We start from the raw sequence: 21,682 nt of genomic DNA, 5'->3' as shown, positions 1-21,682 counted from the left end.
CTATTTTAAGTTTAAAAAAGTTTGCTATTTGGTTCCATAAAACCGTCGATTTAGAATCTTATGCGTAGGTTCCGCATGTTTTGCAGAACTGTAGTGATCCTCCAAGACCCTTTGATCTCGATGACCTAGTTCTTTTGCTACGCTCATGAAAGTCGCGCCCATTTCTAAACAAAACGTAGCGAAGCTCTGGCGACCAAAGCGTAGTGGTTTGTATTTGATGTTGAGACATTTAAGCTCATTCTCAAATGACACAGCTATACGTCTTGTGAAGTGGCTTGTGCTCTTAAATCTTCCCCCTTTTATTGATCTGAATAGAAATGTAATCTCTTCAGGTATTAAGGTTTGGTAGTCTTTTTGCATTACATGAATCACCTCTTTCTTGTGGTGAACGAGTGGTAATATTGCTTCTATAACATTTACGGCAAATTGAGATAACTCAATGGTTCTGTAAGAAGTCTCGGACTTGGGAAGCTTATAGCCTCCACGAACTGTGAGTGATCTTTTCACAGTTAGAGTAGGCGGATTTGCTGACATATCGATATCTTCTAGAGCAAGAGCGGCTACCTCACAAGGTCTTAACCCTGTAGCAATTGATAATGCAAGGGCTAATGGAGTAAGAGTAAATTTATCCAGATTTTCGAAAATGACGAGAACTTCTTCCTGAATATAAGGATCTGGTTTTTTCGCTTCCCACTTTAAACCAGTGAACTCTGACGTTTGATATCTTGTTACCTTAAGATGTTGGCTTAGCATTTCATGCGCCCGTCGCCATACATTTATCATTTCGGAAATTGATTTCACATTCCTATTTTTATAATCGCTTTTTAGTAATTTACGCAGTTCACTTGGTGAAATGTAATCCATTGGTTTATTGCCAACAGAAATTGCAATTTTATTTGCAATTCTCCTGTAGCCATCCATAGTGGTAGGCGATCTTTCGGAGCCATACGCTAATACAAACTCGTGATACATATCTTCAAATGTGTATGATCTGGCTTTCGACTTAGCACCTGATTTCTTATTTTCAGATCGGAACTCTTCAAGGTCGAATTCACCTTTCTCTATGAGTTCAAGTATTTTTAACTTTTCGTTGTATACGTATAAAAGGTTTCTTTTACTTGGGATTATTTTATAAGTTTTCTTGACTTGTGTACCGAAGTAATTGAAAACCATACTTATTGATGATGTGTTGGCGTAAACACCTGGGTACTTATTTGTTCTCATAAATCCACCGTTGAATTTCGTCAATCTCGTAGTAGATCACGTTGTCTTTAGCTTTAGTCCAATGAACACCTTCGATCCATATACTTCGATAGCGTTTCTTGTTTAAGGCATTTAATGATATTCCCATTTCTCTATATATGATATTTGACTTTACCCACATAATGCTTCGCTTATAAGTTTTAACGTACATGTTAAAGTTAGGATTAATTTGTTTTTGTGCAACAAATATATGTAGGTCACATTTTTATGGTTGAATTATTATTTATTTAGACTACTTTTTTTATTAGATATATTAAATGGCTCGTGTAAGTGTGGATATTAAAAGAACTAATGGTATTTACTTTATGATTATTACTTTTAAGTTGAAATGAATTTTTAGTAATAAGAACATTGTTCTCACGTAAATATGATTTGCACAAAGTGTGATCTAAGTCACGCTTTGTGAGTTTGCTTGCATGTTTTACAGATAAATGGTTGAAAGGCACGGCATTGGTGCTGAGTTGTCTCAGACCATGCGATACTAAATCTCGTATTCCTAAGTAAATCTGTTAATCTGGTTTAAAAATAAACAAGAAATAAATGACTAAGGTTGGCAAGGATGTCAGAGGCATCGATAGTTGCGGTTAGAATCAAGGAAGTTCGTATGCGTCTTGGGTTAACTCAAGCCGATTTGGGGGAGATGTTGGGGCTAGATAAAAGTCGTGCTTCGAGTCGAATCAACCATTACGAAAAAGGCAGGCATTTTCCTTCCTATGAGTTTATGGTGAGTTTATCTCAACTAACCTGCACACCGCTCTCGTATTTCTATGAGTCTGATCCTCAACTAGCTCAAGCTGTTAAAAGTTTTTCTGAGTTGTCGATTAATCACAAAGAATTGATAACGCAGGTTATCGACGATCTTAAAGCGAGGCAAAAAGGCTGAATAGTATGTTGACTACATATAGGGTTACGAGATTTTGATAACGTACCATATGATGTATCTGTTGTGTTTTGTGAGCACTTAATATGTTCGCCACATATAGGAATACGAGATTCGGATGATGCACAAACATGCTTAAAGAGTTACGATCAGTTTAGTTTTACTCGCTCAAAACGGTGATTACTCGGTAAGAATTTAGTAAGTTTTCAGGCTAGATTAGGCTATAGAAGGCTTCTTTCATTTGATGTGTGATTTGTTAACCGTCTGAATTTCAATACAATTCAATGAGTAATATTTTCTATACTAAGAGTTCGATTCCCGCAGTACGCTCCAAATCTCTTCTATAGTTTACCAATTCCAAGTTACTGAAAAAAGCGCTTAGCGGCGTGTTTTTGTGTATCTAAGTTTTATGGCTTAGTAACGACTAGATCTATTCTAAAAATATTCATTTCCACTGATATTTACATCGAGTTAATTACTCTCAATCACCTTTCTAACTGATTACTAAACCTTACATAATCGTGATTAACTTCACACTTTGTGTGGTTTATGTATAATACGCGCTTTCTTTATACAGTATTCCATAGAGTAATTATCCGATGATAAGTCAAGGTAACACTATAATTCTTGGTGATTTAATATGGGAAGTGGAGTCGAAAGAGCTTAAAAAAATGGATGGCGATACTGCCAATGAAGTCGCAGTTGTGTTGACGCCAAAGCAGTATCAGTTGTTGAAGTGTCTGTATGATGCTTACCCGAACGTACTTAAAAAAGAACAGATTGTTGAAGAGGTGTGGTGTAACACGTTTACGTCATCAGAAAGCCTGCCGCAATTGATTATTCGTACTAGACAAGCAATTGGTGATTCAACAAAACAGATCTTGGTTAATCAACCTGGTATTGGTTACTCGCTTAACTTTAAGCTGCCAGTTGATGATAAGGTAGATAGCGAACTAAGTGAGCGTCAGTCAGCCAAAATAACTAACAGTAAACAAACATTTGGCTTGTGGCAGTTTCTATTGGTTTTGATGTGCTTAGGTACCGCTTACCATGCCGTTGAAGTGGGGAAATCTTTCTACTCTGCCTCTGTTTTTAAACAGGTACATCAAGCAAATCCTTATCCAAATGTTTTGAGCGCTGCTGGCGGTAAAGTCGATGTGTTAATTGGTAAAACTAAATGTGTTTATGAAAAGAAAAAACTCGTTCTTCGATGCTAATCGGCTCAAGACAATCTTGCTATTTATTATTGTGAACATCATTCTTTTCGCACTTTACCAATTTAGTGCTCTAGAATTTTATGGCACCGTTGAGACTCCGCGTGCTTCTTGGAGCTCGTACACCAAATTTCACAATAAGAACCTAGAAAGTCTCGTTATCTTGGTGAAAAAGGCAGATGATGAGACACAAACCAAGTCGCTTTCTTATGATTATCGCTTGAGTAAATCAAAAGGTGGCGAATATATCGTCATTGGTAAATCAGAGCCCGCCCCCATAAGACACAATAGAGTGTTTTACCTAGATGAGCGATGTGGATTAATTTTCAGTAATTTTGCAGAAATGACGGTTCGCAATGTCGCTTTACGCTGTTTATATTAGATGTAATTAATAAATAAGCAGCCCCAGAGTCTGAGCTCTGGGGCGTTTGTTAGTAAAAGCATCGAAGTGAAGCGTTTTCCATCGCAAATTTTTCTCTTCCACTAAAGAACAAGGCGCATTTATCATCAATCGCAAATATTTGGTTATGACTGATCGCGATTGAGTCGTCATTGCCTAGAGAGATAAATGAGTTACCATGCACTTCAGACGCCACATACGTGTTGGTGTGGGAGATAGTTTTTGCATGAGGTTCGTCCAACTTTGAGAAGATGATGCGTGTCTCAAAATCTTGCTTAAGCAGGGTAGAGTAAGTCGCCCATCGGTAGCCTTCAGCCTCAATTCGACCGTAAACGTTCACCTCGGAGTTCGAAGTCACAAAAAACGATGCGATATTAATTAGCAGTAGAACGGTTACCGTAACCGCTTTATTGGCATTTAAGTAGTTGAGAGTTCTTAGTGTAGTTGCATTCATTGTTATCAATCACGATAGAAATATTGTTGTGGTCAATTTGTTTTGCGTTAGGGTACGGCTTAGCGAAAAAAGCGCTCATAAATTGATGTTTGTAGTAGCTCGCTTCGATGGCAGAACCTAAGTTACACAGCGTCAATACAACCAGTACTGACATGATGAGCATTATTTTTCGATCGATAGGCTTCGCTTCAAGATAATCGATTCGCTTTGCAGAGCTTTCTTTAGCGGTTTTGCTTTCGGCTGTTTGTTGTTCTGTCTGCAACTCGAAATTGAGCGAGTAACCTACGCCCGGCTCGTTAACCAATATATCCTTATTAGTGTCTCCAAGAACGATTCGAGTTCGGTTAATAAGTTGAGGCAGACTCTCCGGAGAGGTCGGTTTAGACTCCCAAACAAAATCTACAATCTCATCTCTTTGCAGTACGCTTGGATGAGCGTGGTATAAGCAATGTAGTAGTCGAAATTGTTTTGGCGTCAGGGTGACTTCTTTACTGTTGTGTCCAGTTGTGTCGTTTTGGATTCGTTCCAGTTTTCTTGATTCTACATCCCATGTAAAACCGCCGATAATTAGCGTTGTTTTATTCATAGCTCAATTAATATTGCTTAAGCAAAAAATGTAATTCGCAACACAAGCTCGGTTGTTAGTTGCGAACGTTTTAAGGCGACAGTTTGCTAACGGTTAGCGCCTTAAAATCTGTGGTGGTGATTTTGAGCGGGATTATAGAGGCAGGGGGGGGTGTAAAATAGTTACATGCATCGGTTGATATGAAACGAATTAAGTGACATTACTTTCAAGTAATTCTTGCGTAAGTTCTTGAAAGTAATGGAATGTAATTTAATGTAATTGTCACTGACAGTAGATTATTATCTATATAACATCCGTGAGTTCGTGGCTTTTTCTGCATCAACATACTGATCGATAAGGTAGCGTATGACTATCGCGCAGAGGTGGCTTATCGATCATATTTTAGGTACTCAAGCAACAGCTCAAGGGGCAGTTTTGACACGTGCTTCGCTATTACATATTGCGATAATTTGGTCCGCCCCCTCCCTCAGGCGCATTCCAAATGATGTTTTGCGACGGGTCTTTAATGTCACAGGTTTTACAGTGGACGCAGTTGCTGGCATTAATCTGTAAGCGAGGTGTACCATTGTGGGCGATCACTTCATAGACACCGGCAGGGCAATAACGTTGGCTTGGTTCATCGAACTCACTTAAGTGCACATCAATCGGGATAGTTTGGTCGACAAGGTGCAAGTGACAAGGTTGGTTTTCTTCATGCTGCGTGGCTGATAAATAGACTGATGTCGGCTTATCAAAGCTGACAATCCCATCAGGTTTTGGGTAGTGGATGGGCTGACAATCGCGGATGGATTTTAGCGTTTCATGATCGTATAGCTGGTCTGTTAGCGTCCAAGGCAAGGGTTGATTGAGTAGCGGCTGCCAAAGGTTGTGTTCAAGAGTCGACAACGCGCCGCCAAGCACACTGCCAAACTTGTGAATTGAAGCGCCAAAGTTACGTGACTCATGGAGCTCTTCAAATAACCATGATTGTTCAAACAGAGTTTGGTAGTCAGGCTCGACCTTAGACTCTTTAACCGCTTGATGAATCGCTTCGGCGGCAAGTAAGCCGGATTTCATCGCGGTATGACTGCCTTTAATTTTCGCAACGTTGAGTGTGCCGGCATCACAGCCAATTAATAAACCGCCTGGGAACTGTTGTTTCGGTAAGGAAGAGAGCCCACCTTTGGCGATTGCTCTTGCACCATAAGCGATGCGTTCTGCGCCATGTAAATGTTGCCTAATAGCAGGGTGGTGTTTCAAGCGTTGGAATTCATCAAATGGGCTAAGGTAAGCATTGGTATAGTTTAAGTCGACAATCAGCCCGACGCTTATTTGGTTATCTTCCATATGGTAGAGAAAACCGCCGCCGGTGGTATCAGATTCACTGAGTGGCCAGCCCGCGGTATGAATTACTGTGCCAGCTTTGGCTGCGCTATCTGCTGGCAGTTGCCAAATCTCTTTTAAGCCTAACGCGTAGTGTTGAGGTTGCTTGCCTTTATCCAGTTCAAAGTGTTGGATTAGCTGTTTGCCTAAATGTCCGCGGCAACCTTCAGCAAAAATCGTAAACTTGGCTTTAAGCTCAATACCTGCTTCAAAATTGCTTTTCTTCTCCCCGCTTTTATCGATTCCCATATCGACGGTATTGATGCCCGTGACTTTGTTTTGCTCATCATAGTTAATCGACGCTGCCGCGAAGCCGGGGTAGATCTCGACGCCGAGTCCTTCAGCTTGTGCACCAAGCCAGCGACATAAGTTGGCGAGGCTGATCACATGGTTGTTGGCGCTATTGTGCATCGGTTTAGGAGTTAAAAACTGGGGCAGTCGGACATGATTATGCTCTGTGGTGAGATAGAGCATGGCATCACGCTCGACTGGGTTGCAAACCGGTGCACCGAGAGATTGCCAATCTGGGAAAAGCTCATCGAGTGCACGAGTTTCAAACACCGCGCCAGAGAGTATATGTGCGCCAACTTCGGAGCCCTTGTCGATCACACAGATCGATAACGGTGATTCTGCCTGCTGGTTGAGTTGTGCTAAGCGGCATGCAGCGCTAAGCCCCGCAGGACCCGCGCCAACAATCACCACATCAAATTCCATACACTCTCTGTCCATCCTTGGTCCCTCTGGTTATAAGTCCCTATCTCGCTTATAAGCTGGTCGTTGTTTTGTGTGCATCCTCTGGATTAAAGCGTTAACTGCCTGATCTTCCGAGATGCTGAGTGAGCGCTTTGGTAAATCTTGCTGCCTCACCGCCGGTACATGCTCGGTGGTCGAAGGTAATCGACAGAGGCATGGCTTTCACTGCGATGGTTTTTCCATCCCTTATCACCACTTTTTCGATTATTCGACCTGCACCGACAATCGCGACTTGCGGCGGAGTCACCACAGGTGTGGCATAGATGCCTGCAATCGCGCCAAAGTTAGACAGGGTAATGGTGGCATGTTGCAGCTGCTCGCGACCAATTTTTCGCTCGCGAATGCCTTGAACAGTTTCATCTAACCAGCGGCGCACATCATGAGGCTGATATTCATCGGCATGGCGCAGTACAGGCACATACAAACCATGGCGGCTATCTACAGCAATACCAATGTTGACTGTGGTGTGCACACATCGGGTCATGGTTTCAGCATCAAACCAAGCGTTCATGGCAGGTTCTTCTTGGCAAGCGTGGACGACGGCTTGTATTAAGCGGATACTGATATCTTCTTGTGGCTTCCAGCCATCGAGTACCGCCTCTTCTGTAATGGTTACGGCTGCGACGTTGTGGTGCGATTCTGCCATGGTCGACACCATTGTGCGCCGCGCACCTTTTAGCACCTCAGTACCAGGGCGTTGTTTGCCTGCTTCGTTGTAAACGTCGGCGTCAACAATCAGTCCATCCTGCCCACTGCCTTTGATTCGATTGATATCGACACCCAACTTGTTGGCAAGCAAGCGAGCAGAGGGCAGGGCAGTCACTAAATTATCTGCTGATGGGTTGTGCTCGCCACCAATCCAAAAATCGTCAACGTTTACACTGTGCGCGTGTTGGGAAACGTTACCAACTACTGTGGCAGCGTCCGCTTTCTTTGTTTGTTTGCTGTGCTCTGAAGTGGAAGAGGTTGCGCCTGTTTCATCGATCTCGAGTAACAGAGCGCCAATATTGACGATATCGCCTTCTTCACCATGACGAGAAACAATGCGACCACTATAGGGCGCTGGAACATCGACAGTGGCTTTGGCGGTTTCTACAGTGAGAACCACCTGATCAAGCTCAACCATGTCACCAACATTGATATGCCACTTTACAATTTCTGATTCGGCGAGCCCTTCGCCAAGATCGGGTAAGTTAAAGGTTTTCATTGCCAATCCTCCATAAGTTCACGCGCTGCGAGCACAATGTCGTCTTGTTGGATCATGTAATAGTCTTCATTGCGGTAGTAGGGCATGATGGTGTCCATTCCGGTTACGCGCTTTGGTGGTGCTTTGAGCAGGCACATCGCATGTTCAGCGGTGCGCGCCAACAGCTCAGCGCCGACACCACAAGTCTTACTGGCTTCATGAACAATCAGTAAGCGTCCGGTTTTCTCTAAGGAGCGAAATATCGTCGCGGTATCAATCGGCTTAATGCTGGCTAAGTCGATCACTTCAACCTCGATGCCTTGGGTAGATAATGCTTGTGCAGCTTGTAGAGACTCCACCACACACGCTCCCCAAGTTACTAGAGTAATGTCGCGTCCTTTACGCAGGGTAAAACAGCTATCGAGTGGCAGCGCTTCGCCGTTATCGACCACTTGCGATTTGACGGTACGATAGATGCGCTTAGGTTCAAAGAACATCACAGGGTCGTTACTGCGAATCGCCGCGAGCAATAGACCGTAAGCTCGTTGTGGAGAAGAAGGTACGACAACTTTGAAACCCGCAGTGTGCGCAAATAGGGCTTCGACACTCTCGGAGTGGTGCTCGGGAGCGTGGATACCACCGCCAAAAGGCGCACGAAAAACAGCTGGACAGGTGAGCCTACCGCGTGTGCGATTTCGCATCCGTGCGGCATGACACATCAAATGTTCCATAGCAGGGAAGACAAAGCCTTGAAACTGGAACTCTGCCACAGGGCGTAGTCCTTGCGTCGCCATACCCACGGTTACGCCGCCAATCAGTGCTTCGGCTAGCGGTGTATCAATCACACGCTTAAGACCAAATTTCTGTTTTAGACCGACCGTGGCACGGAAAACACCGCCGTTGTCGCCGACATCTTCACCGAGTACGACAACGTTCGAGTCTTGCTCCATTTCATGATGGAGAGCGAGGTTCACTGCCTCAACTAGTGTTAGTTCAGCCATGTTTGCCTCCTTGCATACGCATTGCTTTGTTGATCAGATGATCTCTTTGCGGGTGGAGTTCTTGCGGAAGAGATTCATAGAGGTAGTCAAAGCCTGTTTCTGGCGCTTGGTTTGGCGTATTTAAGTAACGTTCGACGGCTAATTCCACTTCATTTTTGCAATGCTCTTGCCACTCTATTTCTTGTTGGTGGCTCCAAACACCTTGGTGGGTCAAAAACAGTTTTAAGCGACGAATCGGTTCATATTGCCATGCAGTTTGCACTTCATCTTCGTTACGGTAGCGAGTTGCGTCGTCGGCGGTGGTATGGTCGCTCAAACGGTAACTGATGGCTTCGATTAAGGTTGCGCCTTTCCCCTTTCTTGCGCGCTCTAATGCCGTCATGGTTGCGTCGTAAACCGCGACCACATCATTACCATCGACTGTAATTCCCGGTATTCCGGCACCTTTGGCTTTCTCGGAGAGAAATTCAGCGGCACATTGCAAACGACGCGGTACCGAAATCGCCCATTGATTGTTGTTGACCATGAATACTAAAGGTATGTTCCAAGCACCTGCGCAATTAATCGACTCTAGGAAGTCACCTTTTGATGTGCCGCCATCGCCACACATCACCAGCGCAGCGTCATGATTGCCTTTTATTTTGAGAGCGGAAGCAACGCCGACTGCATGGGTACATTGGGTAGCGATTGGCACGCAAAACGGTAAATCTTTACTCGGAAAAGGGCTGCCTTGCGGCGTAAAGTCACTGCCTCTTTCGTCACCGCCCCAATATTGAAGGTTCTTTTCCATTGCGACACCGCGACACCACATGGCGGGCATATCGCGATAGTAGGGGACGAATACATCACTGACTTTGAGTGAACGCCCAACGGCGATGCCAATTGCCTCTGAACCAAGGTGTGAAGGGTAAGTACCGAGTTTGCCTGTGCGTTGTAGCGCCACGGCTTTGTTGTCGTAGGTGCGCGTTAGCACCATATCTTGATAAAACCCGACTAAAATGTCGAGATCAGCCCAGTTGGGTAGTTGGCTGACGAGGTTCCCATCATGGTCGATAAACCGGTGCATGGGTAATGCCTGAACGTTCATCTCAAGCTCCTTTTGACGTTGCTTGTCTTTTGGACGGCAACTGTTCACTTTAATCAAAGTCCGTATGGGTAGTCAGACTTTGAAGATTACTGATAGCTCTAACGATCTTCGACTTGCTCAATACTTGCTTTTTCAGCTAATCACAACACTGTCTGCTGCAAATGGAGAGTGTGTTGCTAGTTACTGCTGGCAAAGCGGAGCAAAACAGCGACGAATCTCGATACAAACTTATACGTTAAGTGTAAATAAAATGTTAAATATTGCATTAAATCTATTGAGTGGAATCAGTAAACTCTGTCTTACAGGGGCGTTTTACAGTGTAAAATGCTAATAATTAAGAAGGCGACTTAATAAATATGAATCTTATCACTAGTTGAAATAACAAATTCGCAACATAATAAAGAGTGTTGTCAATGAGTAATTTGGGGATTTATAACTTATAAATCACGAGTTTGGTAAAGACGCTTGGTTAATTAGAGCGAAGCAAAACGACTGAAAGTGAAAGGTTAGCAATAGGCGCAAGTGGATGTGCTTACCTGCGCCTCTTAGCTAGAAAACTCGTTCTAATTGCGGATCTTATGACGGCTACAACTGCTAAGTGGTAGCGATACAGCCGTGATATTAGGAGTTGATAGCAGAGGTGAGCGCTTTTATCTCTTCTAATATCTCTGGGTTAGCGATAGCGCCGACATTTTTTACGTCTTGACCATTGATTACTTGTTTTACCGCTAACTCAACGATTTTACCTGAACGGGTTTTGGGGATATCGCTAATGGCAAATATCTGCTTAGGTACATGGCGTGGAGAACAGTTGTTTTTTAATACAGCGCTAATTTGGTTTTTAAGTGTCTGATTAAGAACAATGTTTTTCTCAAGCTTTACCATCAGCCATATCTCTTCTGTTTGTAGACGCAATTTGCCTACTGCAATCGAATCCTCCACGCCCGCGATATGATTAACCTGCTGATAAATCTCTGCGGTGCCGATCCTTACTCCTCCGGGATTTAGGGTCGCGTCACTGCGCCCATAGAATACAAAACCATCCGTATTGCGTTGCATGACATCATCACCATGGTGCCAAACATCTTGGAATTTGTCCCAATAGGCGTTGTGGTAGCGCTCGCCATCATCATTCCAAAAACCGATAGGGAAATTAGGTAGAGAATTGACGCAGGTGAGCTCGCCACGTTGTTGTATTACTCGCTCGCCTTTGTCATTTAGCACTTGAGCATCCACGCCTAAACCTGCGTGTTGGCATTCTCCTTTGTAAACCGGTGAGATAGGGTTGCCGAGTACAAAGCAGCCGCAAATATCAGTGCCACCTGAGATGGAAGCAAGATGTAAATCAGACTTAATGTTCTGATATACATAACTAAATTGTTCCGGATAAAGCGCCGAACCCGTAGAGCAAAGGGTGCGCAGGTTCGGCAATTTAAATTCTTGATTTGGGGAATAATGACTGTGTTCGATCGCTTCTAGGTACTTTGCAGACGTGCCAAATAAGCTGACGGATTGCTGATCGGCTAGGCGCCATAGTGTGCTGCTATCAGGGTAAACGGGGTTGCCATCATAAATCACTAATGTCGCGCCCGAGGCGAGTGACGAGACATGCCAATTCCACATCATCCACCCACATGTGGTGTAATAAAACACTTTATCACTAGGTTTTACGTCACAGTGTAACACGTGCTCTTTTAAGTGATTGAGCAGCGTACCTCCAACAGAATGCACGATACATTTAGGTTGTCCGGTTGTTCCTGAGGAGTAAAGAATGAAGAGTGGATGGTTGAATGGTACGCGTTGAAAAGTGAGTCTTGGTGACGATGAGCTCGCTGTGAATTTGGTTAAAAGATTTTGCCACGTGATGAAGTCAGACTCGGTTGTTGGGTTTGACTGAGATTGAGTATTTAGATAGTCGATCTGGCAAACCTTGATGTTGCGGCTTATCTTTCCGTTAGATGATTTGTCGTTAAGTGATTTGCTGTGATTTAACTCTTGGCTAATGGCAGCGTTCTTTTCCTGCATCGGGAAAATCTTACCGTTAAACTGATAGCCATCACAGCAGAAAAGAACCTTGGGAGAAACCTGACCAAAGCGTTCAATGACACTGTCTACACCAAAGTCTGGAGAGGTTGAGGTCCATATTGCTCCGAGGCTGGTGGCGGCGAGCATAGCAATAACCGCTTCTGGAATGTAGGGCAAATAGCCTGCTACAACGTCGCCTTGGCTCACACCGCACTCTCGTAACCAAGTTTGCACACAGTAGACTTGATCAATGAGTTGCTGTCCGGTGAGAGAGCGCTGCTGATTTTGCTCGTTAGTAAAGGTAACAAACGCGCGATCTGAATGCTTCAATGCAGCATTTAACGCATCCTTAAGCAGGTTTTCGGCGTAATTCAATTGGCTATCTTCAAACCATAGCGCATCTCTGTTTAGGGCTGGCTGTTGCCATTTAGGAGCGCCGATAGTCTTGGTCTTTTCGCCCAACTCACCAACCACATCACAGAAATTCCAAGTTTGGCGCCAAAATTCCTCGTTGTGCGTTAGTGACCATTGGTGAAGTGAGGAGTAATCCGAAATTGGCTCTGAGTTATCAAGATGGTTTATTTGATCGATAAAGCGAGCAAGGTTACTGTTGGCAATTCGCTCTTCTGTTGGCGACCATATTGGTGATTCCTTCATTATGAATTACTCCGTTATGTTTCCCTTGAAACGGTGTTCCTGGTTAGTGTTTATTGCTGATGGCGCTTGATCACGGCAACTAAAGATTGTGTAGTAACGACAAAAGGGGATCAAACCGCTAATCCCCTTTATCGTATACAGCTGCGTATACATCCAAATATACAATTATGCATAAAGTTGTATACACAAAAGAGCCTGATAACTGATCAGTTGTACTGATTACAGCTGCTCTACGAGCTGCGGCAGAATTTCAAATAGGTCGCCGACCAAACTATAGTCCGCTATTTCAAATATAGGACAATCAGGATCTTTGTTGATTGCGACTATCACTTTCGATTCTTTCATGCCGGCTAAATGTTGAATTGCTCCTGAGATACCAACAGCAATATAGAGCTTAGGCGCGACGATTTTACCCGTCTGTCCTACTTGCAGATCATTGGCGACATACCCAGCGTCTACCGCGGCTCGTGAAGCGCCAATCGCTGCGCCCAATTTGTCCGCGACTTGCTCGATCAAAGCAAAGTTTTCTTTGCTGCCAACGCCTCTTCCGCCTGACACCACCACTTCAGCCGCGGTTAATTCAGGACGCTCACTTTCAGTTTTATCAACGCTGATGAGCGTCACTGGCGCTTGAGTTAAATCTGTCTGGTAACTTTCGATAGGCGCGGTGTTGCTAAGCCCAACAGGTTCGAACGCGGATGGACGAACCGTGATCACGCGAACAGGATCGCTTGTTGTGACACTCGCGAAGGCGTTACCTGCATAGATAGGGCGAATAAACGTGTCTTGATTGACGACTTGAACGATATCGGAAATCTGCCCAACATCAAGTTTAGCGGCGACGCGAGGAGATAGGTCTTTACCTTTTGAAGAGGCACAAAACCAAACGGCTTGAAAGTCTGAGGCGAGATTGGCAATCACAGGAGCCAGGTTTTCTGCGAAATGATGGAGATAGTTGGGGCTATCGATAACCAATACTTGCGTGACATGATTAGCTTGGCTTGCCTGCTGTGCAACGGTTTGGCAGTCACTACCAATCACTAAAAGCGTGTTTTCTTCACTGACTTGGCGAGCAGCATCAATGACTTTGAGCGTATCAGCATGAAGTTGATGGTTGTCGTGTTCTGCGATGATTAAGTTCTTCATTCGATCACCTTGGCTTCATTACGTAGTTTGTCGAGCAGTTCTTCAACGCTCGCCACCTTAATGCCACTTTTGCGTGGTTGTGGCGGTTTCACTTCATTAATGGTCTGAGAAAATTTCACTTCAACCCCAAGATCCTCTGGTGTCTCGACACTCATCGGTTTTTTCTTTGCTTTCATGATATTAGGTAATGAAGCGAAGCGAGGTTCGTTGAGGCGAAGGTCGGTACTGACCACGGCAGGTAAAGGCATAGCAACGGTCATCAATCCACCATCAACTTCTCGAGTGACTTGTAGTTGTTGATCGGAGATAGATATTTCGGAAGCAAACGTCGCTTGCGGCCAATCCATGAGGGCAGACAGCATTTGTGCGACTTGATTATTGTCAGTATCAATCGATTGTTTACCCGTGATCACTAGGCTTACTTGTTCACGTTCTGCTAAGGCTTTCAATAACTTAGCCACAATCAACGGCTCGATATTGTTTTCGGTATCAATATGAATCGCTCGATCGGCTCCGAGGGCGAGGGCAGTGCGTAACTGCTCTTGGCTACTTGTTTCCCCCGCACTGACCACAATAACTTCTTCGGCAATCCCTTGCTCTTTGAGCCTAACGGCTTCTTCTACCGCTATCTCACAAAACGGGTTAATCGTCATTTTGACATTGTTCGTTTCTACGTCGCTGTTATCTGGCTTTACGCGAACCTTAATGTAGGGGTCGATGACCCTTTTTACCGGCACTAGTATTTTCACGTTCTATTCCTTTTTACAGTGAAGATATTGTGGTTACTTGTACGTCATGTTGTGTTGTTTAAATTTATGTTAATTTACCTTTGCGTTTACGTCAACTTAAAATATATTGATGGTTAACAAGTTGGCAACATAACAATAAAAAGGAAAGAAACCATGGAAAGAGACTGCATGGAATTTGATGTGCTGATTGTTGGTGCCGGTCCCGCAGGGCTTTCGGCTGCGTGTAAGATCAAACAATTAGCCGCTGAGCAGCAGCAAGACATCTCGGTATGTGTGGTAGAGAAGGGTTCGGAAGTTGGCGCTCATATCTTGTCTGGAGCACTGTTTGATACCACCAGCTTGGCGGAGTTGTTTCCCCAGTGGCAAAGCTTTGGGGCACCGTTACAAACGGCGGTGACTGAGGATAAAACTTGTTATCTCACTAGTGAAAGCGACAGTTATGAACTGGCACCTTGGGCGGTACCCAAATCGCTGCATAACCATGATAACTATATAATAAGCCTAGGCAATTTGTGCCGCTGGTTAGCAGAGCAAGCAGAGTCGCTCGGTGTTGAGGTGTATGCGGGTTTTAGTGCCGCTCAACCCATTATTGATGATGGAAGAGTGAAAGGCGTGATCACCGGAGATATGGGGCTGGATAAGGCGGGGGAGCAAAAGGCAAATTTTGAGCCTGGAATTGAACTTAGAGCCCAATTTACCTTGTTTGCAGAGGGCGCGCGCGGGCATTTGGGCAAGCAAGTGATCAAACATTTCCAGCTAGACTCTGAGCAAGTCGCACAGCATTACGCCATTGGTTTTAAAGAGCTTTGGCAAGTGCCCTCCGAGCAGCATCAACCTGGTCTCGTGGTGCATGGCACTGGTTGGCCGTTACAAAAAGAGGCGACAGGTGGTAGCTATCTTTATCATCTTGAGAACAACCAAGTGGCTGTTGGGTTGATTGTCGACTTGAACTACAGCAATCCACACCTTAGTCCTTTCGAAGAATTTCAACGCCTCAAGCACCATCCATTATTTAGCCAATACTTAAAAAATGGTAAGCGAATAAGCTATGGGGCGAGGGCGATAACCAAAGGTGGTTACCACTCTTTACCCACTCAGCAGTTTGCTGGTGGCTTATTGATCGGCTGCGATGCAGGTACGCTCAACCCCGCCAAAATTAAAGGGACACACACCGCAATGAAGTCAGGTATGTTGGCTGCGGAATCGGTGGTTGAAGCGTTAGCGAATAAAACGGAAATGGCTGATTACCAGAAACATTTTAAGCAATCTTGGTTGTATGACGAACTCTATAAAGCAAGAAACTTCTCCCATGGCATTCATCGCTATGGCACATTAGGCGGGGGTGGCATTGCGTTACTTGAACAGAGTATTCTAAACGGCAAGGCCCCGTGGAACATACGTTGCGACAGGCCTGACTATCAAACATTGATGTTGGCTAATTCCTCTCAAGTGATCGAATATCCTAAACCAGACGGGTTACTCAGTTTTGATCGACTCTCATCGGTATTTCTCTCAAATATTTACCACGAAGAGAATCAACCTTGTCATTTACGCTTGCAGAGCGAGCGAATTCCAATCGAGCAGAACCTTGAATTGTATGCTGAACCTGCCCAGCGTTATTGCCCTGCGGGTGTGTATGAAATTGTACAAGTTCAGAAGCAGACTATGTTTGATTCAGGGTCGAACTCTGCGCTGGATTCTGCGCCGAACTCCTCGCCGGAATCTAGGGCGCAACCCGTGTTGCAAATCAATGCGGCCAACTGCATTCACTGCAAGACCTGCGACATCAAAGATCCCAGTCAAAATATTGATTGGACGCCGCCAGAAGGTGGTGGTGGACCAAACTATCCCAATATGTAGTTAAGTGAATAAACTACTTATTAACTGTTAACATTTTATTTACCAAAAACTTGCGCTAGTTCAAATCTTTAATCAGGAACTGGTTTGCAACTTAACCATCGAGACACTATTCTGAATTCTAGTTGACGTTTACGTAAACTGAATTAACAAGTTGATGCATAGGTTTTAAAGCTGTTGCCGGTATCAAAGTTAAGTTTGATTTCAAATAGTGCTGATAGAAACGCACGAAACAAATGATAGGGAGATCAACTATGGTATCGGAGACACCTCTATTGCAGGTAAACGATATTTCATTGGCTTTTGGTGGGGTTAAAGCGCTTACCGATGTGAGCTTCCACGTGAATGAAAAAGAAATCTTTTCAATCATTGGGCCAAATGGCGCTGGCAAAACCTCAATGCTCAACTGCATTTCAGGGCGTTATACACCCAATAAAGGCTCAGTCGTTTTTTCTGGTAAAGATGTGACTAAGCGAACACCAAGCCAACGAGCCCAACTCGGTATTGGACGTACCTTTCAAAACCTTGCGCTGTTTTCTCATATGTCTGTCTTAGACAACATCATGGTCGGTCGTCATCACTTGCTTAAGAATAACTTTGTTACAGGCCCACTGTACTGGTTTTCCAATGCACAAAAAGAGGAGATGGCACACCGAAAATATGTAGAAGAAGTGATCGACTTTCTTGAAATTCAGCATATTCGCAAAGCAACAGCAGGCACGCTTTCCTATGGGTTGCGTAAACGAGTGGAATTGGCGCGAGCCATCGCTCTCAAACCGAAACTATTACTGCTTGATGAGCCAATGGCAGGCATGAACCTCGAAGAAAAAGAGGATATGGCGCGATTTATCATGGATCTCAATGAGGAGCTAGACATCACGATTATCATGATAGAACACGACATGGGGGTGGTGATGGATATCTCGAATCGTGTGTTAGTGCTGGATTTTGGTAAACACATCGCGATGGGTAATCCGGATCAGGTGATGGAAAATCCGCATGTTAAGAAAGCTTATCTAGGTGAAGAGATGCCAACATTAGAGGAGAGCGCGTAATGGTGCAGCAACGTAATGACTGGGCAGACATCGAGAACCTAGATACTTTCCCTAAAGTATTGCAGTTCAACGCTCAATTTTGGCCTAACGATGTCGCCATGCGCGAGAAAGAGTTCGGTATTTGGCGTGAGTTCACCTGGCTAGATTACCAAAATCGCGTTAAGTGGATGGCGCTGGCTTTGCAAGCGTTAGGTATCGGTGAAACCGACGTCGTAGGTCTGTTAGGGGACAATCGACCTGAATGGGTATGGGGAGAATTAGCCGCTCACGCGATCAAAGCCTATTCGCTGGGGATTTACCAAGACTCGATGCATGAAGAAGTGGCGTACCTAATTAACTACGCGAAAGCCAAAGTGGTCATTGCCGAAGATGAAGAGCAATGTGACAAACTACTCGAATTGGGCGATGAAATTCCCAGTGTTGAGTTTATTGTTTATTGCGACCCTCGCGGCATGCGTAAGTATGATGATCCGCGCTTAATTGATGTTGAAAAGCTCTACCAGCAAGGTCAAGCAATCGATCAAGCTCATCCAGATAGATACACTCAGCTAGTCGCAGCTACCAAAGGCGACGATCTGTCGATTCTTTGTACCACCTCAGGGACGACGTCTAAACCGAAATTAGCGTTATTGCACAGCGGCACATTTCTCGACCATTGTGCGGCTTACCTGCGTGCTGATCCCCGTAGTCCGGGCGATAACTATGTCTCAGTACTGCCGTTACCTTGGATTATGGAGCAAGTGTACGTGGTGGGTCAGGCTTTGGTGGCGCGTCAAATTGTAAACTTCGTCGAAGAGCAAGAGACCATGATGTCTGACTTGCGAGAAATCGGTCCTAGCTTTGTATTGTTAGCCCCACGTGTATGGGAAAACATCGTCGCTGACGTGTCTGCACGCATGATGGATTCCACTCCATTTAAGCAGAAGATGTATAACTGGGGCATGAAGCTTGCCAACCAAGCCCTTGAACAAGGCAAACGTTCTAAATTGGCGGAGTTTATTTTGCTGCGTGCACTGCGTGACCGCTTAGGTTTTTCGAACTTAACATCGGCGGCAACTGGCGGAGCGGCAATGGGTCCCGATACCTTCCGTTATTTACAAGCGATTGGTGTGCCGCTGAAACAACTCTATGGTCAGACAGAAATGTGCGGCGCTTACACGGTGCATCAATCGGACGATGTGGACTATGACTCGGTTGGTGTCGCTTTTGATAATGCCGAAGTGAAAGTGATTAACCCAGACAGTAACGGTGTGGGGGAAATCATTGCGAAAAGCAGCGGTATGTTCACCGGTTATCTCAACAACATGAAGGCTTATGAGGAAGACGTTCGTGATGGTTGGATGCATACCGGTGATGCGGGCTACTTTAAAGAATCAGGCCATTTGGTGGTGATTGATCGCCTGAAAGATATGTCTGAAACCAGCCATGGTGACCGTTATTCTCCGCAGTTTATTGAAAATAAACTCAAGTTCTCGCCATTTATCGCAGAAGCGGTGGTGCTGGGTAAACAGCGTCCTTGGTTGTCTGCAATCATCTGTATTCGCTATGCCATTGTCGCTAAGTGGGCAGAACAAAAAGGTATCGCTTTTACCAACTATACCAACCTGTCTGCTCAGCCAGAGGTTTACCAGGCGATCCGCGAAGAAGTACTTAAGGTGAATGAGTCACTGCCTGATGCGCAAAAAATAAGTAAATTCATATTGTTATACAAAGAGTTAGATGCCGATGATGGCGAGTTAACTCGAACCCGTAAAGTGCGCCGTGGTGTAGTAGCAGAGAAGTATGGCGACATTATCGAGACCATCTATAGCGACCAACCGAATGTCGATGTCGATACGGTGATCACTTATCAAGATGGCACTAAGACACGTATCAAAACTTCACTGGTGGTGGAAACACTGATTGAACACGAACCAGTTGCAGAGCAAAGCGAACAACGGAGGATCGCATAGTGAATACGGACTTATTATTACAGCTCGTCATTAATGGCGTGATAGTTGGCATGTTATACGGTGTGGTCGCCATGTGTTTTGTGTTGATTTACAAATCAACGCAAGTGGTGAACTTTGCGCAAGGTGAGTTTCTACTGATTGGTGCATGGGTGTGTTGGGCGGCGTTAGTGCACTTGCAGCTGCCATTCGTTCTCGGCTTTCTACTCACCTTAGCCTTTATGACCATTTTTGGTATCGCGGTGCAAACCATCGTATTGCGACCGTTAATTGGTGAGCCGATTATTTCGGTCATCATGGTTACGATTGGCTTATCGATGTTTTTCCAAGCATTGATGAAGTGGATCTTCGGCGTTTCAGCGGTTTCCTACCCGCAAGTATTTGAAACCAATGTGGTGAACATTGGTGGCTTGAACGTCGAGTTTGCTTACATCCTGAGTTTGATCTTCTCCGTGATCATCATGGGCGCTTTCTACTGGTTCTTTAAATTCAGCAAGATGGGCTTGGCGATGCGCGCGACCGCGTTTAACCAGCAGGTTGCCCAAAGCCTTGGTATTTCGATCAAAAAGGTCTTTGCGATTAGTTGGGCGATTTCCGCCATGGTGTCAGCAACGGCAGGCATTGTTATCGGTATCGTTAACGGGGTATCAGACGCGTTGTCGATTATTGGCATTAAGGTGTTCCCTGCGGTGATTTTAGGTGGTTTAGATTCGGTGGTAGGGGCGATAGTTGGCGGTATTACTATCGGCTTATTGGAGAACCTCGCCGAGTTTGTTGATAGCCAATATCTGCAAGTGGGCAACCTATACAACATTGCACCATTTTATGTGCTGCTAATCATCCTTGCCTTCAAGCCATATGGTCTGTTTGGTACGAAAGACATCGAGCGTATTTAAGGAGAAACAATATGGCTCATGTAAGTATGCGTCCGTGTGGTGATTTTCGTACCACATACAAAAGTGATACCCCAATTTTTGAAACTAAAACCATCCGTTCACTTGCGGTGGCGGGTTTAATCGCGATGCTGGCTGCACCGTTGGTTTTAGATATCTACTTTTTAAACTTGTTTATTCAGATCGCTTACCTAGGGATCGCGGCACTAGGGCTTAACATTTTGGTTGGCTTTACCGGGCAGATTTCACTCGGTCATGGCGCGTTCTTTGGCTTTGGCGCATTTGCTTCAGCTTGGCTAAATAATCAGTTCAATATTCCCGTGGTGTTGGCGATTCCTCTGGCGGGTTATTTGACCATGATTGTCGGCATGCTATTTGGTTTGCCTGCCGCGCGAATCAAAGGGCTTTACCTAGCCATTGCGACCTTAGCTGCGCAGTTTATTTTGGAAGATTTCTTTGCTCGCGCAGAATGGTTTAGTGGCGGCTCATATGGGGCGAGTGCCAATCCGGTCAATCTGTTTGGCTATGAGTTCTACAGTGATGAAAGCTTCTTCTATATCGCGCTGTTTGCGTTGGTATTCATGTATATGTGGGCAGCAAACCTGATTCGTTCTCGTGATGGTCGAGCCTTTGTCTCGGTGCGCGATCACTATCTGTCTGCCGAGATCATGGGCATCAACTTAACCAAGTATCGTCTGTTATCGTTTGGTATTTGTGCCTTTTATGCGGGTATTGGTGGTGCGTTGTATGGCCACTACTTAGGCTTTGTATCGGCAGAGGGCTTTACCATCATGATGTCGATACAGTTTCTCGCCATGATCATTATCGGTGGATTGGGCTCGGTGAAAGGAACCTTAATGGGGACTATATTTATCGTCCTCCTGCCAGAACTATTAGAGTTTAGTGTTGCTGGGTTGTCGGTTTTTGGCACTTCAACCTCGTTTACTGACGGTCTGGCTTATATCAAAGAAATGGCTGTCGGACTGGTAATTATGCTGTTCCTTATTTTCGAACCTCAGGGCCTCGCGCATCGCTGGCAGCAGATTCGAGCATATTGGAAACATTATCCGTTCTCTTATTAATCAATATCAGAAAGCAGTTCACGTGTGATACCTAAACTTGGCGTGCTGGCCACGCCGAGTTTGGCATGTGCGTAAATAACCTA

General features: G+C 44.9%; 17 protein-coding genes. 7 read left to right on the top strand and 10 right to left on the bottom strand.

Annotation, left to right across the window (positions count from 1 at the left end):
• Nucleotides 1-24 precede the first annotated feature (24 nt).
• Nucleotides 25-1,224 carry an Arm DNA-binding domain-containing protein gene (locus GZN30_RS18810; protein WP_075647882.1) on the bottom strand — a complete coding sequence of 400 codons (1,200 nt, stop codon included), beginning with the start codon at nucleotides 1,222-1,224 and terminating at the stop codon, nucleotides 25-27.
• 598 nt (nucleotides 1,225-1,822) lie between these two features.
• On the opposite strand from GZN30_RS18810, the gene GZN30_RS18805 reads away from it, so the two are divergent.
• A complete protein-coding gene (locus tag GZN30_RS18805) occupies nucleotides 1,823-2,146 on the top strand; it encodes a helix-turn-helix transcriptional regulator (RefSeq protein ID WP_075650250.1) in 324 nt (107 codons plus the stop codon).
• Between the two features lie 668 nt (nucleotides 2,147-2,814).
• Nucleotides 2,815-3,360, top strand: a complete 546-nt coding sequence (locus GZN30_RS18800) for a winged helix-turn-helix domain-containing protein (RefSeq protein ID WP_161987118.1) — start codon at nucleotides 2,815-2,817, stop codon at nucleotides 3,358-3,360.
• Between the two features lie 428 nt (nucleotides 3,361-3,788).
• Here GZN30_RS18800 and GZN30_RS18795 read toward each other — a convergent pair whose 3' ends face one another.
• The 9 genes from GZN30_RS18795 to GZN30_RS18755 form a co-directional block, all read right to left on the bottom strand.
• On the bottom strand, nucleotides 3,789-4,211 hold the full coding sequence (locus GZN30_RS18795; protein WP_075650256.1) for a hypothetical protein: 423 nt from the start codon (nucleotides 4,209-4,211) through the stop codon (nucleotides 3,789-3,791).
• A complete protein-coding gene (locus GZN30_RS18790; RefSeq protein WP_083627187.1) occupies nucleotides 4,165-4,797 on the bottom strand; it encodes a winged helix-turn-helix domain-containing protein in 633 nt (210 codons plus the stop codon). The genes GZN30_RS18795 and GZN30_RS18790 overlap by 47 nt, the downstream gene beginning before the upstream one ends.
• A gap of 432 nt (nucleotides 4,798-5,229) precedes the next feature.
• Nucleotides 5,230-6,888 carry an electron transfer flavoprotein-ubiquinone oxidoreductase gene (locus GZN30_RS18785; RefSeq protein WP_083627188.1) on the bottom strand — a complete coding sequence of 553 codons (1,659 nt, stop codon included), beginning with the start codon at nucleotides 6,886-6,888 and terminating at the stop codon, nucleotides 5,230-5,232.
• A gap of 79 nt (nucleotides 6,889-6,967) precedes the next feature.
• Complete coding sequence (locus GZN30_RS18780; RefSeq protein WP_075650260.1) at nucleotides 6,968-8,119, bottom strand: dihydrolipoamide acetyltransferase family protein; 1,152 nt, start codon at nucleotides 8,117-8,119, stop codon at nucleotides 6,968-6,970.
• Entirely contained in the window at nucleotides 8,116-9,099 is a 984-nt protein-coding gene (locus GZN30_RS18775; protein WP_075650262.1) for an alpha-ketoacid dehydrogenase subunit beta, read from the bottom strand. The genes GZN30_RS18780 and GZN30_RS18775 overlap by 4 nt, the downstream gene beginning before the upstream one ends.
• Nucleotides 9,092-10,186: a pyruvate dehydrogenase (acetyl-transferring) E1 component subunit alpha gene (gene pdhA, locus GZN30_RS18770; RefSeq protein ID WP_075650264.1), complete on the bottom strand. Its 1,095-nt coding sequence runs from the start codon at nucleotides 10,184-10,186 to the stop codon at nucleotides 9,092-9,094. Before pdhA ends, GZN30_RS18775 begins: the two co-directional genes overlap by 8 nt.
• A gap of 621 nt (nucleotides 10,187-10,807) precedes the next feature.
• Complete coding sequence (locus GZN30_RS18765) at nucleotides 10,808-12,868, bottom strand: acetoacetate--CoA ligase (RefSeq protein ID WP_075650266.1); 2,061 nt, start codon at nucleotides 12,866-12,868, stop codon at nucleotides 10,808-10,810.
• A 219-nt stretch (nucleotides 12,869-13,087) separates the two neighbouring features.
• Nucleotides 13,088-14,014 (bottom strand): electron transfer flavoprotein subunit alpha/FixB family protein, encoded by a 927-nt coding sequence (locus tag GZN30_RS18760; protein ID WP_075650268.1) that lies wholly within the window; start codon nucleotides 14,012-14,014, stop codon nucleotides 13,088-13,090.
• A complete protein-coding gene (locus tag GZN30_RS18755) occupies nucleotides 14,011-14,763 on the bottom strand; it encodes an electron transfer flavoprotein subunit beta/FixA family protein (protein WP_075650270.1) in 753 nt (250 codons plus the stop codon). Before GZN30_RS18755 ends, GZN30_RS18760 begins: the two co-directional genes overlap by 4 nt.
• A gap of 153 nt (nucleotides 14,764-14,916) precedes the next feature.
• Here GZN30_RS18755 and GZN30_RS18750 point away from each other — a divergent pair, with 153 nt between their 5' ends.
• The 5 genes from GZN30_RS18750 to GZN30_RS18730 all read left to right on the top strand — a co-directional run bounded on the left by GZN30_RS18750 (nucleotide 14,917) and on the right by GZN30_RS18730 (nucleotide 21,599).
• The gene (locus tag GZN30_RS18750) at nucleotides 14,917-16,623 is read left to right on the top strand and encodes an electron transfer flavoprotein-ubiquinone oxidoreductase (RefSeq protein WP_075650272.1); all 1,707 of its coding nucleotides are present in this window, start codon (nucleotides 14,917-14,919) and stop codon (nucleotides 16,621-16,623) included.
• 251 nt (nucleotides 16,624-16,874) lie between these two features.
• Nucleotides 16,875-17,675 carry an ABC transporter ATP-binding protein gene (locus GZN30_RS18745; protein WP_075650274.1) on the top strand — a complete coding sequence of 267 codons (801 nt, stop codon included), beginning with the start codon at nucleotides 16,875-16,877 and terminating at the stop codon, nucleotides 17,673-17,675.
• Complete coding sequence (locus GZN30_RS18740) at nucleotides 17,675-19,627, top strand: long-chain fatty acid--CoA ligase (RefSeq protein ID WP_075650276.1); 1,953 nt, start codon at nucleotides 17,675-17,677, stop codon at nucleotides 19,625-19,627. Before GZN30_RS18745 ends, GZN30_RS18740 begins: the two co-directional genes overlap by 1 nt.
• Nucleotides 19,627-20,520, top strand: a complete 894-nt coding sequence (locus GZN30_RS18735) for a branched-chain amino acid ABC transporter permease (RefSeq protein ID WP_075650278.1) — start codon at nucleotides 19,627-19,629, stop codon at nucleotides 20,518-20,520. The genes GZN30_RS18740 and GZN30_RS18735 overlap by 1 nt, the downstream gene beginning before the upstream one ends.
• 11 nt (nucleotides 20,521-20,531) lie before the next feature.
• Nucleotides 20,532-21,599 carry a branched-chain amino acid ABC transporter permease gene (locus GZN30_RS18730; RefSeq protein WP_075650280.1) on the top strand — a complete coding sequence of 356 codons (1,068 nt, stop codon included), beginning with the start codon at nucleotides 20,532-20,534 and terminating at the stop codon, nucleotides 21,597-21,599.
• The last annotated feature ends 83 nt before the right edge of the window (nucleotides 21,600-21,682 follow it).

It is taken from the genome of Vibrio ponticus (genome assembly GCF_009938225.1).
GTDB lineage: Bacteria > Pseudomonadota > Gammaproteobacteria > Enterobacterales > Vibrionaceae > Vibrio > Vibrio ponticus.
The sequence above is the reverse complement of the archived record's forward strand: the minus strand, read 5'-3'. Positions and strand labels throughout refer to the sequence as shown.

What these genes read in the sequence shown, in the direction of transcription:
- GZN30_RS18785 (WP_083627188.1), bottom strand. Translation starts at nt 6,888, where the DNA reads ATGGACAGAGAGTGTATGGAATTTGATGTGGTGATTGTTGGCGCGGGT.
- GZN30_RS18790 (WP_083627187.1), bottom strand. Translation starts at nt 4,797, where the DNA reads ATGAATAAAACAACGCTAATTATCGGCGGTTTTACATGGGATGTAGAA.
- GZN30_RS18780 (WP_075650260.1), bottom strand. Translation starts at nt 8,119, where the DNA reads ATGAAAACCTTTAACTTACCCGATCTTGGCGAAGGGCTCGCCGAATCA.
- GZN30_RS18760 (WP_075650268.1), bottom strand. Translation starts at nt 14,014, where the DNA reads ATGAAGAACTTAATCATCGCAGAACACGACAACCATCAACTTCATGCT.
- GZN30_RS18775 (WP_075650262.1), bottom strand. Translation starts at nt 9,099, where the DNA reads ATGGCTGAACTAACACTAGTTGAGGCAGTGAACCTCGCTCTCCATCAT.
- GZN30_RS18750 (WP_075650272.1), top strand. Translation starts at nt 14,917, where the DNA reads ATGGAAAGAGACTGCATGGAATTTGATGTGCTGATTGTTGGTGCCGGT.
- GZN30_RS18740 (WP_075650276.1), top strand. Translation starts at nt 17,675, where the DNA reads ATGGTGCAGCAACGTAATGACTGGGCAGACATCGAGAACCTAGATACT.
- GZN30_RS18810 (WP_075647882.1), bottom strand. Translation starts at nt 1,224, where the DNA reads ATGAGAACAAATAAGTACCCAGGTGTTTACGCCAACACATCATCAATA.
- GZN30_RS18730 (WP_075650280.1), top strand. Translation starts at nt 20,532, where the DNA reads ATGGCTCATGTAAGTATGCGTCCGTGTGGTGATTTTCGTACCACATAC.
- GZN30_RS18765 (WP_075650266.1), bottom strand. Translation starts at nt 12,868, where the DNA reads ATGAAGGAATCACCAATATGGTCGCCAACAGAAGAGCGAATTGCCAAC.
- pdhA (WP_075650264.1), bottom strand. Translation starts at nt 10,186, where the DNA reads ATGAACGTTCAGGCATTACCCATGCACCGGTTTATCGACCATGATGGG.
- GZN30_RS18795 (WP_075650256.1), bottom strand. Translation starts at nt 4,211, where the DNA reads ATGAATGCAACTACACTAAGAACTCTCAACTACTTAAATGCCAATAAA.
- GZN30_RS18745 (WP_075650274.1), top strand. Translation starts at nt 16,875, where the DNA reads ATGGTATCGGAGACACCTCTATTGCAGGTAAACGATATTTCATTGGCT.
- GZN30_RS18800 (WP_161987118.1), top strand. Translation starts at nt 2,815, where the DNA reads ATGGATGGCGATACTGCCAATGAAGTCGCAGTTGTGTTGACGCCAAAG.
- GZN30_RS18805 (WP_075650250.1), top strand. Translation starts at nt 1,823, where the DNA reads ATGTCAGAGGCATCGATAGTTGCGGTTAGAATCAAGGAAGTTCGTATG.